Origin of the sequence: Methylomicrobium album BG8, from assembly GCF_000214275.2 — a bacterium.
Classification (GTDB): Bacteria; Pseudomonadota; Gammaproteobacteria; order Methylococcales; family Methylomonadaceae; genus Methylomicrobium; species Methylomicrobium agile.
Window position 1 is genome coordinate 736,633 of sequence record NZ_CM001475.1, and the last position, 13,089, is coordinate 749,721.

The 13,089-nt window shown below is 45.4% G+C and carries 6 protein-coding genes; 5 read left to right on the forward strand and 1 reads right to left on the reverse strand.

The genetic code is table 11. The annotated features are described in order from the left end of the window. The first annotated feature begins 4 nt into the window (after window positions 1-4). The 5 genes from METAL_RS03095 to METAL_RS03115 all read left to right on the forward strand — a co-directional run bounded on the left by METAL_RS03095 (window position 5) and on the right by METAL_RS03115 (window position 12,754). A complete protein-coding gene (locus METAL_RS03095) occupies window positions 5-3,232 on the forward strand; it encodes a DUF1156 domain-containing protein (RefSeq protein WP_005369526.1) in 3,228 nt (1,075 codons plus the stop codon). A 52-nt stretch (window positions 3,233-3,284) separates the two neighbouring features. Continuing rightward, a complete protein-coding gene (locus tag METAL_RS03100; protein ID WP_005369528.1) occupies window positions 3,285-5,204 on the forward strand; it encodes a DUF262 domain-containing protein in 1,920 nt (639 codons plus the stop codon). Between the two features lie 6 nt (window positions 5,205-5,210). Continuing rightward, complete coding sequence (locus METAL_RS03105) at window positions 5,211-9,032, forward strand: helicase-related protein (protein ID WP_005369539.1); 3,822 nt, start codon at window positions 5,211-5,213, stop codon at window positions 9,030-9,032. A 172-nt stretch (window positions 9,033-9,204) separates the two neighbouring features. Then, complete coding sequence (locus tag METAL_RS03110) at window positions 9,205-11,025, forward strand: ATP-dependent nuclease (RefSeq protein WP_005369542.1); 1,821 nt, start codon at window positions 9,205-9,207, stop codon at window positions 11,023-11,025. 10 nt (window positions 11,026-11,035) lie between these two features. Next, window positions 11,036-12,754: a UvrD-helicase domain-containing protein gene (locus tag METAL_RS03115; protein WP_213069440.1), complete on the forward strand. Its 1,719-nt coding sequence runs from the start codon at window positions 11,036-11,038 to the stop codon at window positions 12,752-12,754. Window positions 12,755-12,808: 54 nt separating this feature from the next. Here METAL_RS03115 and METAL_RS03120 read toward each other — a convergent pair whose 3' ends face one another. Then, entirely contained in the window at window positions 12,809-13,012 is a 204-nt protein-coding gene (locus METAL_RS03120) for a tyrosine-type recombinase/integrase (RefSeq protein ID WP_245549461.1), read from the reverse strand. Window positions 13,013-13,089: the final 77 nt, after the last annotated feature.

Here is a 13,089-nt window from a genome sequence, read left to right on the forward strand (position 1 = left end):
AAAAATGGCCGATAGACGATTGATTGAGGCAGGTTTTCCTTGCCATCAGGTAGGTGCTGAAACGCAACGTGAACGTGGGGCCAGTTCAGCCCTACCTCCGCTTTATTTTTTGCACGTATGGTGGGCGCGTCGTCCCCTGACACCCAGTCGCGCCGCTATTGCTGGATCATTGTTACCTGAACATACAGATGCCAGCGAATTTGTAAAAGAACTTGGCATCGAGAAAAAAGTGATCGCACTGCCAGGCGGTGAATGGGTACTTACCGGTAAGCTGGAAGAACGGCTTGAAAAGCGAGGTGGCATCGAAATCCTTTCAGTTGATTCTGTCGTTATACGCGCTTTTGACAAAGAGCAATTGCGAAGAGCAACAAACAAGGAAAGGATCGCCAAACTAAAGGCTTATTCCATCGAGCTTGCCAATCATCCAGTTTTACTGCGTTGGGAAAAGGAGTCTCAAGCACTAAGACAAATCTATGAAGGTGAAAGCCTGACGGTTCAGCGTGTTATGGGTGATCCGGCCCATACGAACGAGCGGATTGAATTTGCAAAATTAGCTGAAGTCAGGGCAGCACTTGGCAATTTCATTAAGTGGGATGCCGAGGACCTTTATGGATACGGCCGTGCTTATCAAAATGACCACGCTCCAAAATTTTCAGGACTTACAGTTTTGGACCCCACTGCCGGCGGAGGTTCGATACCTTTTGAGGCACTTCGGCTGGGCCATAATGTGATCGCCAACGAGCTAAATCCGGTTGCAACTACTATCCTCTACGCAACTCTTGACTTCCCAGCCCGATTTGGTGAATCGCTTTACAAGGATATTGAAAGCTGGGGAGTAAAAATGATTGATCGAGTTGAAGCCAAAATGAAGGCTTTCACCCCGTTTTCCCCATTGCCAGAATATGAACAAAACCGTTTAAAGAAGCATTTGGAAAAGTGTCCACAACTTTTTGATGTTTTTAATGTTCCGGAACATGATCAAAACGGGCTTCTCTACTGTCGGCAAATCACCTGTCCGAGCTGCCATGCCAAAACCCCATTACTGAACACATGCTGGTTATCCAAAGAGGCTGGCGATCCATGGGGAGTAAGAGTCGTTACGAACGGCACGGGTGCAAAGGCCGATTACCGGTTTGAAACCTATCAGGCCAAAAACGGAAAAGGTCCTAACGGCGAAGACCCTGAATTGGGAACGGTAAAACGTGGCATCGGACAATGCGTACATTGCAAACAGGCAATCGATAGCGATGAAATCAAAGCACAGGCTCGCGGTGAGTCCCTCCACGGACCGTGGCAAGACGAACTTTACGCTGTTGTTGCGATCCGCCATCAACCCAGTCTCGATAAACACGGCAATCCGCAATACTTTTCTTCGGGATCACGTGCTGGCGAAATTAAGACTGAGAAAATCCGGTTCTTCAGACCATCCAATCAGACTGATATGGAAGCCATTGCAGCAGCATCAGTTGAATTGCATGCACAATGGGGGCATTTCGATAACCAAGGCTTGATTCCCACTGAAAAGTTTCCTGATGGCAATGACATGCGCCCAGTTATCTACGGCATGGAACAATGGTACAAGTTTTTCAATGATCGGCAATTACTAGGACATTTAACTGCGATGGAATCGCTGAATCAATTAAAGCCGCAAATTTTGGCCGAGATGGGAGAGGAGCGAGGGCGTGCGGTGGTGACCTACCTACAATTTGCAATAGATAAAAACCTAGATTACAACAGTAGACAAACCCGCTGGGAATTCACGCGAGGTGTAGTTAAAGGCACATTTGGCAGACATGATTTTTCCCTGAAGTGGACGTATGGGGAAATGGTCTTCTCAGGCCCATACTCCGGTCTTAAATGGGGGCTCTCGCAGATTTTAGACGGTTACAGCGGAATTCAACAATTGGTAGAGCCTGCTTTTCCTGGGGGTTATCATGGTGTTCCGATTAAGGTATTGAATGGTTCTGCAGTTCATATTTCTGAAATGACAGACAGTTCAGTTGATTTGGTTTGTATGGACCCACCTTATTATGACAATGTTCAGTATTCGGAATTATCTGATTACTTTTATGTATGGCAAAAACGTACACTAAAAGACCTCTACCCTGAAATTTCATGGCCGCGCTTAACCAATAAACGCGAGGAAGCGGTTGCAAATCCAAGTAGAGATGGTTCCGCAAATTCTGCCAAAGCGGAATACGAGAAATTAATGCGTGAAATTTTCGAAGAATCCCGCCGCCTGGTTAAGAACGATGGACTAATGACATTAATGTTTACCCATAAGGCACAGGATGCCTGGGAAACCTTAACGAGATCACTAATTGAGGCCGGCTGGAAAATTACCTCCTGCTTCCCGGTCGAATCCGAAAGCAGCTACTCGACGCATCAGATGAATATGGCGTCTGCCTCGAGCACTATCTTTATTACTTGCAGAAAACGGACTAGCGAAAACGCGCAGCCCGCATTTTGGTCCGCTTTTGGCGGTACCGGCGTTCAGCTCCAAATTCGCGATGCTGTTAAGGCAGGGCTTGATGAATTTAGGCCTCTAAAACTCAATGCGGTTGACCAAATGATTGCCTGCTATGGTCGGGCTTTGCAGGTATTAAGCGAAAACTGGCCGGTAATGGATGGAGATGAGGAAGTTTCACCTATTCGTGCTATGAATGAAGCAAGCCAAGTCGTGGCTGCACAGCAAATTACTGAAATAACCAACGGTCGCATTTCAGTTGATGATTTGGATACTGAAACCGGTATAGCGCTGACGATATACGGTATCTGGGGGCACAATGAAGTGGCATTTTCTGAGGTATTGAACCTATCACGATCTCTCAACATCAGCCTTGAAACTCGCACCGGTGGTTACGCCATAGAAGGGCGCATGGTAGGCATCAATACCGATGTAGGTGGTCGAAAAGCAGTTTCCAGTCAAACCGCAGAAGATAAAGGCTACGCGGCGCCGCTCGTGAAAAGCGGCTCAAAGTTGCGCTTGGCAAAACCAGAAGAGCGCAGCGCTCGCCGCGTCGCTAAACCTCAATCAGATTGGGACGTCCTACACGGCATGTTGCTTAAATACCGGGAAGGCGATGTGCCCGTAGCTCGTGCTTATCTTGATGAAAATCGCGAAGGCAACGACGGTATTATTCTCGACCTTCTTGAAGTGTGGGGCGAGGAAGCTGAAACATCGGAAGCGCGTAATGAAGCCAGAGCCTTGCTATTTGGTTTAAGACAATAACGAGCTTTAGAAAAAGCCCAGCGTAGGATTCTCAAGGATTAAATAGAAAACAATGAAGGCCTCTGAACAAACCTTTTCGAAAATCATTCAATCTGACAATGGTAATGAACATTACCACATTCCCAAATATCAGCGCGCTTACAGTTGGGGGCAATCCAATTGGGCGCAATTATTCGATGATATCGATGAGAATGAAGCTGGTCATTTTATTGGCTCGATCATTTGCATTGATGACCATAACAATCGCAAGCCCGGTCATGACCTTGTTTACGAGTTAATCGACGGTCAGCAACGCATGACTTCAATCTCATTATTAATGGCTGCTATTTTTTTTAATTTGAGCCAAGTTATATTTCATGCGGAATCTGAAGAGGATTCTGATGAGGATGAGATTGAAGAAATCAAAGCAAAACGCCGCGGTATAGGCCTTCAGCTTATCAAAAAAATCAAAGAAGATTTTGCCGATCAACGAGGAGCTATTAAAACGGGTAAACGACGCATTCTCTTGCGGGTGCAGCCGTCTACTCAAAATGGCAATCTCGATGACTATCTATACATTATGTCTCATTGTGGCGTATTGGATCATAAACAGGATTGCCCTAGTCATTTTGGCAATCGATTGATGGCTAAAGCTTACCGATATTTTCAAAGCCGACTTCCGAGCGAAATTAACGATTTACTTACATTAACAGATAAGATAAATCAACTCCAGCTGGTTTATATTTCTGTCAATTCGCATTCCAATGCTTTCCGGTTATTCGAAACATTGAACAATCGAGGAGTGCCGTTAACGGCTGTCGATATTATTAAAAATAAAATGTTGTCTGAAATGGAGCGTCAACATCAGATCGCCATTGATGAAGCTTATGAACTGTGGCAGGAGATGTTAGAAGATATTGAAGGGATTGAAGACCGGTTTTTGCGTCAGTTTTATAACGCCTTTAAACATAAAGACAGAATTGGCCAACCACGCTATGCGGCCAAAGCGACATCATCAACCCTCATAGCCATTTATGAAAACATGATCAATGGGGGGGCTCAGTTTGTTTTTGATGAATTAGTGGCTAAAGCGAAAGTATATGGTGAAATTACGCAGCCTGATGAAACTTCTGCTCTGAGCCTTGCTTTCATGGATCTTAGCCGTATAGGTGCTGTTCCTTCTAATACACTGCTTCTGTATTTAATGACGCTTGAAAATGGAGCATTAGAAAATAATAAAACCTTACTGAATTTTGTATATTTCCTCCAGAAGTACTTTGTAAGAAGGAACATTACGGATACTCCAAGCACACGCGACCTCGATCAATTGCAAATTGATGTCATTGATGCCTGTGAAAAACGATTGAAAAATAAGAAAACATTAAGTACGGATTTTCTTATTGAAGCTTACTGCAAGGGACGTGGTGAACCAGCCTCGCTTGCTGACTTTAAGGAAAATATTGCGGACAATTTATTTTTGTACAACAAATCAATGGCCCGCTATGTTCTTGTTAAACTTGACGAAACGGCACATAACAGAGAATACAAGCCAGATTTTTGGGCAAGAAACGATGAAGGGCAATATGTATGGACAGTTGAACATATCTTTCCTCAAGGAGAAAAAATCCCAAAACATTGGGTCGATATGATTGCCGATGGCGATAGCGATGCTGCCTCAGAAATCCAGGAAGATTGGGTTCATTGCCTTGGAAATTTAACCTTAAGTGGCTATAACTCTCGCCTGTCTAATCACAGCTTTGATCGGAAACAATCTAAGACTGAAATCACGGCTGCAGGACATAAAATCCATATTGGCTACAAAAATGGCCTTTTTCTCAATAAGCTCATTTTTAAATGTAATCGTCGGAATACTTCACTTGCAACCATAGAAACCTGGACTCAACCCGCCATTGACAGTCGAAATTCGAAAATGGTTGAAATGCTCTGCGAACAATATCGTTTTGATCATGAAGATGCGCTAGACGAGGAGTAACTTAGTGTGGGCCTAAAGGATTTTGATTGGAAGTACAGCTATAAAACATCTCAAGTCCGCGCACTAGGCGAGCCGGATGTCGACATCCTAAGAGAGTTCTACATTCCCTTCCTTCAGCGGGTATCCCGCTATGACCGCGTTGCGGGTTATTTCCGATCATCATCCTTAGCACTAGCTAGCCGTGGAATGTCTTCGTTCGTGAATCGTACGGGAAAAATGCGACTGATTGCAGGTGTTGACATGACGCCTCAAGATGTTCAGGCGGTGATTGATGGTCAGTCATTAATGCTCGAAAGTCATTTGGACAAGGCGTTATCAAAAAAATCATCCTGGCCGGAAGAGGCGGAGCGTGGAGTCGAGTTACTCTCATGGATGGTACGGCATGGTTATCTGGAAATTAAAGTCGCTCTCAGAAAACATGCGCAAACGGGAGAAGGTTTACCCCTAGATTCAAGTGAAGACGGCTATGTTCATGAAAAATGGGCGCTGGGTTATGACGATAATGGAGAAACACTGTATGCCAGCGGATCATGGAATGAATCAGAAACTGCGCTAACGCGCAATGCGGAAAATATTGATGTCGATTGTTCCTGGCAAGGGAACAAAGAACGCGCAAAAATTGCCGATGCCGCTCGTTCATTTGAGGCAATGTGGGCCAATCAACATCCAGCCTTTGTAGTTAAAGATCTGCCTACAGCGGTAAAAGAAAAATTGCTCAGGTTTTCTGATGGCATTATCGTTCCTGTCGAGATTGACAATCGCCCGGCTCAGACGCCGGCACCTATGTTATCAACTCAAGAAGCAATACGCTTTGCAGCAATTAAATACGCACCTTTAATGCCAAGTGGCGAATATGTCGGCATGTACACTGCTCCAGTTGAGCCATGGCCTCATCAGGAAGTCGTTGCCAGGCGGATTATTGATAATTTTCCAGCATCGCACTTGATGTGCGACGAAGTGGGATTAGGAAAAACCATTGAGGCGGGCCTTGCTTTTAGATCATTGTATTTAAGCAAGCGCGCTAAACGCATTTTGATAGCAGCACCGGCCAGTTTGACTCGTCAGTGGCAGCGAGAGATGGCCAGTAAATTTTATCTGCCATTTGACCGGGTGTCGGCGTCACCAACTGTCTGCCGAGAAGCTATTTTTCCGGTCGAAGAAAAGACCACAATCGGGAATCTTTACGATTCAAACCTTACGATTATTTCTACCGGCCTTATGGCTCGTAATGCACGGCGTAGACTCATCAAACAAGCACAGACATTTGATATCGCCTTGGTCGATGAAGCCCATTATGCCCGCCGGTCAAATTCGACAAAAGGTAGCCGGGGTTTTCCGCGTTTCAATCAACTGTATCAGACTGTTTCAGACTACTTAAGGGAAAATTGTCGCTCTCTTTTATTGGCTACAGCAACACCGATGCAACTTGACCCTATAGAGGTAAGCGATCTAATACGCTTGAGCAACAGGGCAGGAGCTTTCCAGTACGACCCATCATTGTTGCTTGTTTATTATCGTTTAGTCAGTGTCATCGCATCTGGCCAATCCATTAAACCCGACGAATGGCAATTAATGCGTCAAGCGGTAACGAGCATTGAGCATTTGGACCCTAAGTTCTGGTTGTATCTTAATGAGGTAGTCATCGATCCTGTTTCTAAAATTTCATTGCAGCAATGGTTGAATCACGGCATTGTACCTATGCAATTTGAGTTACCCGCATTAGCACGGTTGTTATTTGCTGCCGCCCCTTTGTCGAGAGTGATGCAAAGACACACGCGCGATTTACTAAAGATTTATCGCAAAAAGGGTAAATTAAGTGCCAATCTTGCCGATCGCAATGTTATTCCGACGCCTAAAATTGTTTTTACCACACAGGAAACAAACGTAGACAATCTTCTCGGTGAATACTGTAAAGGGTTAAGAGAGCAATTACTGGCCAATGGATTAAATGAATCCGGTCAGGTCGCGCTTGGATTTTATCTTAGTTTTTTAAGGCTAAGATTTGCGTCCAGTCTTTCTGCATTGAAACTAACCCTCTTGCGCCGGAAAGCTAAGGTAGAAGCAACACTTATCCATCATCTGAAGCATGAAAATGATGCGAAGGATTTAGATGAGCTAGAAGAGTTATTAATTGAAGGCGGTGATGATGACGTCGATGCGATTGAGGTTATGCTTAACAATCGCACCCCAAATGATCTGAGGTGGGAGAGAACTCAAATCGATGGTTTGCTTAGCGAGTTAGAGTACATTTACGAAGATTCCAATAAGTTTATTGCACTATTAAAAGTGCTAAAGCAACGTCAAAATGGCAAAAGAATTAAGCAAACGGTTATTTTTACTCGATTTTTGGATACGTTGAGAGATATTCAACAACGTCTGCAGACGAAATTTCCTGATTTGCTGCTCGGCACCTATTCCGGGGAAGGCGGCAGTTATTTTGACCCGAATAAGAACAAAATGGTAGGGGTCGAGCGCGACATTATTAAGCATCGATTTGTCCAAGGTTATATTGACATTCTGTTATGTACAGATGCGGCTGCGGAAGGTTTGAACTTACAAACGGCTGACCTGCTAGTGAACTATGATCTGCCCTGGAATCCGATGAAAGTCGAACAGCGGATTGGTCGAATTGATCGTATTGGGCAGAAGCACGATAAAATTTTTGTTCTAAATCTATGTTTTGCCGATTCAGCAGAGCAATTCGTTTATGAGCGATTACTGCAACGGTTGGCAAATGCCAATTTAGTGGTAGGAGCCCAGCAGTTTTCCATGCTGCCAGTAACAACAGATGAGTTTAGAGCACTCGCCGATGGCACGATGACCGAAAAACAGGTTGAGCAGTTTGCCATGGAGCGAGCCGTTCGACAGAAACAAAACAACCGTCTGATAGAAGTCCCTGTTGAGGAGATGTTTAACGTTTACGTGAGGTTGAGCCAAGCGTATCGTCAACAAGCATTGCCTGCTACGCTTTCCGACATTTGGGATGTGTTAACTCAGTCAGACTATCTAAAGCAGTTGGGCTGCGAAGTCAGCGAATGCGCCAAATATATGGTAATTAGGGGTGTTGATTCTATTGCTGATGGCGTAGCCATCACTGTGGACCGTGCTTTGTATAATGAAGGCCTGCCAGATGATCAAACTCTTTTTTTCGCAACTTATGGCGAGCCGGTATTTGAAAGACTACTCGATTCAATCTTGAAGCAAACAGAAGAAATGCCATTCAAGATTCTCGAATCTGAGTCAGATGGTATTTGTACAACTGGAATTACCTATATCGATGAAAATGGTCGTTGTCAGGTGGTAACCTCCATTAAACAAACGCTAAAGCCAATTGGTACAATAGGAAAATTAAACGATCAGGCTATTGAGCGTTCTATTACTCAACTGGAAGCCTATTCCAAAAAACAGTCTCGTAACATTCAAAGGATTGAGGGAGTTGAGAGAGGCAATCGGCTGCAAGCTCAAGCACAAGTAGCTCTGAATAACCAAATTGTCCGCACGTTGTTATCATCAAAATTAAAAAGCAGCAAATTAGAAGATATTGCTTCTGTATTACTCAAAGCGCTTGAAGAACAGTTTTTTAACCGAGATACAGCTTTGCGTGTGAGCAGTCTGCCCAGAGATCTTGAAAATACCTTGATGACTGGCTTAATAACACCCAAGTTTCCTTCTCAAGGAGAAGGACACATAGACGTGCCAATTCTAATTGTACAAACAGCGCTTGAATCGCTTGCCAGACGTATCGATGGAAATCACACCCCTACAAAGAAGCAAACGGCAAGTGGTGTTATTGAAGCTATTAAAAAAAATCCGCTTGAGATTAATTAGTCGATCCTGGAAAAGCTTTTTCGATCCGGTGGCTGGCGATATTATGCACTGATCTCAGGAGGTAAATGCCGCTTTTTCCCTGAACAGCAGTGTAGGATTTAATCTATGTAGCTATAATTAGCCCTCAAACTATATCCATAAGGTAGATGATAGATGAACAAGGAAATTTAACGTGAGAATCACAAAAATCAATGTTCGTAATTTTAGGGGCATTTTCAACGGAGAGGTTCTTCTACCGGAGCATGCAGTACTTGTTGGTGACAACAACATAGGCAAGTCAACCTTATTGGAAGCTATAGATCTTGTTCTTGGTCCTGAGCGACTCAGTAGGCGCCCAGTCATTGATGAACACGATTTCTATACAGGAAAATATATTGATTTAGAAGGAAATCCTGTTCCAATATTGATAGAAGTTGTTGTAACGGACCTATCAGAAAATCAAGCAAGGCATTTCCGTGATCATCTTGAATGGTGGAACGAGCAATCACAAAATCTACTTGAAGGTCCACCGCCTGAAGAAACAGATATCGTACACGTAAAACCCGCTTTACGTATTGGGTTCGAGGGTAAGTATGATACCGAAGAGGACGACTTCATTGGATCGACCTTTTTTGCATCTCCTACCAAAGAAGACGGCACCCACGATACTTTCCGAACCTCGGATAAGCGATTGTGCGGATTCCTATATCTTAGAACGTTACGGACCGGAAGCCGTGCGTTAAGCCTTGAGCGCGGCTCACTGCTAGATATAATACTCCGCCTTCACGATGATAAAAATTTCAAGATCTGGGAGGACGTGTTGAAGCAACTTCGCGACCTCCCTGTCGCTGAAAATCCCGAATTAGGTATTACTGACATCTTGAACAGCGTCCAAGTGGCAATCCGCAAATTCATGCCCGCGGACTCCGTCAGCAACCCACACATGAGAGTTTCCGACCTGACCCGCGAAGCCCTGCGCCGAACGCTAACTGTGTTTATGGCGACAGGAGTCAAACGCGAAGATGGCTCGGACTATGCCGCTCCGTTTCAACACCAAGGTACAGGGACGATAAACACCCTGGTTCTTGCGTTACTCTCTCTTATTGCCGACCTAAAACAGAATGTGATTTTTGCAATGGAGGAGCCTGAAATTGCGATCCCTCCCCACACGCAGAAGCGAATTATTGATGGTGTTCGAAGTAGATCAGCGCAGGCCCTTTTCACCTCGCACTCTCCCTATGTGCTTGAAGAATTTCCCCCTGAGCAGATTGTCGTCCTCAAGCGACATGAGGGACAGCTGACAGCTGTCCAAGCCACATATCCACCAGCAGTAAAACCAAAAGCCTACAAAGAAGAGATTCGTAAGCGTTTTTGCGAGGCGCTTCTTGCTCGTCGAGTTTTAATTGCTGAAGGCCGAACAGAATATGACGCCTGGCCTGCTGCAGCGCGACGTCTCCATGAACTATACCCTGAAGAGTTTCGCACTGTTGAGGCCATGGGAGTTGCCATCATTAATGCTGCAACAGATACCCAGATCACTCCTCTGGGAAATTACTTCAGCATGCTCGGTAAGACTGTATTTGCCGTATTCGACAAACAAGGGGCGGAACAAAAAACGCTGATTGATTCTTCTGTTCAATATCCTTTCGAAGCACAAGAAAAAGGATTCGAGAATATCGTTTTAAACGGTACTGCTGAATCTGCGCTCCGTCGATTCGCTATGCAGATCGTCGATGGGGGAGAGTGGCCAACACATCTAACTGCTCAAAAACCTACATCAACAACTCCTCTAGCTGATCTTCGTGAAGCATTGAGATCATATTTCTCTTGGGCAAAAGGCAGTGGCGATGCCGCCGATTTGCTTGCGATATGTTCAAAGGAAGAAATGCCAGAGTTCATCGTTAATACTCTCATTTCGATACAGAAGATCATCGAGCCTCCCGAGGCCACAGATCTGTCTGTTGATGAGGATGATGCCGAAACTCTACCTGAGGGCGAAGCTTTTACCGTATGAGGGCAAAGTCTTGGAACTGACTGAGCATCGTCAAGCTCTTCTTGCAACCGAGGGAAATATCCTTGTCCTTGGTGGACCGGGGTCAGGGAAAACTACGATTGCTCTGCTTAAAGCTGATCGCGAAATTCAAACCGGCAATCTTAAAACCGGACAACGAATACTGTTCTTGAGTTTTGCTAGGGCGACTATAGCCAGAGTGGCACAGCAGGCTGGTAAATTGCTGACGATCGAAGGTAAAGAGAGACTCGAGATCAATACGTACCATGGATTTACATGGAATCTTTTGCGCAGTCATGGCTACCTACTGAGGAAAGGTCGCGGTATTCAATTGCTGCTACCTCCAGAAGCTGCAGCTCGACTTTCTGGAATAGAAGGGGATGCGCGTTCCCAAGAGAAATATAGATTATTTTTTGAAGAGGGCCTGCTTCACTTCGATCTGTTTGCTGAAATTGCAAGCTCGCTTCTCTCTCGCAGCCAATCTCTATGTCGCATCATTTGCGATGCCTATCCCATCATTATTCTCGATGAGTTTCAAGATACCAATAAAGAAGAATGGGCCTTAATACAATCGCTGGGTGAGCACAGTCGGCTGATCGCACTAGCTGACGCCGAGCAGCGAATTTATGAATTTCGTGGCGCTGATCCAATGCGGATTAGCGAATTCATCGAGCGTTATAGCCCTACATCATTCGACTTTGGTAACGAAAATCATCGCAGTAGGGGAACCGATATCGCCATTTTTGGAAACGACCTTCTTACAGGAGCTAATAAATCAAAGACATACAATGATGTAAACGTTTCCAAATATGGATTCTACGGCGGGTGCAATCCGCATTATCCTGTAAAGACAACCCTGATAGCGAGCCTCAAGCGGCAGCTTAAATCCGGAAAGGATGACTGGTCGATTGCTGTACTTGTTCCAACAAAAAAATTGATGCTTCAGGTTTCAGACTACTTAGGGGCAAAATCAGACAATTTACCCTCGTTGCAACACGATGTTGCTCTTGATACGGAAGCCCCGGCCCTGGCTGCGGTATTAATAGCGTCTCTTTTGGAGGGAGCTCCCACAGCAAGCGAAATTGCTCAGCGCCTTCTGAACGATCTCTGCACTCACATAAGAGGCCGCAAAGGAAATACCCCGTTAAACCAAAGTGAATTGGCCTTGGTGAACGCGCTAGGCGATTTCCTGCAATCCGGGACAATTCGGGGCATTAAAAGAAAGCGGATTGTAGAAACGGCTAAGTTGCTCGGGGAACAGAGGTTCGAGTTGAAACTATCCGGTGATCCGGGTAAGGATTGGCTGAGCATTCGAGATATGTTGCACGTCTGCAATGCCCAGGAGTTCATGCAGATAGCAGACGACGCAAAATACCTTCGCTTGCTCCATAAAGGGGCAGTGCTACGATCTCGGCTCAATGAGTTGTGGAGGAAATCGGGTAGCTATATTGGCGCTGCCGCCGCCGTTCGTGATGCTTTAGTACAGGAGCATTTTTCTGCCTCGTTGAAAGAGTGGCGGGGCCTCCATGTCATGACAATCCACAAATCAAAAGGTAAGGAATTCAGTGAAGTCATCATTTATGAGAGCCGCCATCATGGAAAAATCGTATGGCAGGGAGCCGATGCTAAAGCTCATGCACAGGCTAAGCTTACGCTCAGAGTTGGTGTAACTCGAGCAATGGAAAAAACTACAATTTTGACTCCTGGATCAGATCCATGTTTGTTTCTTTAAGTGTGCATTACTTCAGATTTATGCTGATGCTTCTGTCCCGATAAACGAGACCAGTCAATAATTCACCTTAAACGTCGAGCTGTCTTCCGGCCGGGTCTTCCGGTGATCGTAGATCCGGGTCGTCGCAATGTTCGCATGGCCAAGCCATTCCTGCACCTTGGCGATGTCGGCCTGGTGATCAAGGTCGTTGGTCGCCGCGGCGGCCCGGAGCGAATGCGCGCCGATTTCAAACCCGAGCCTGCCTGAATTCGCCCGCACCAGCTTGTACACGCCGTCCGGCGTGATGCCTTTACCGCCGTTGCTTGGTAAGCGGCCAGCGGAACCACATAGCCAGG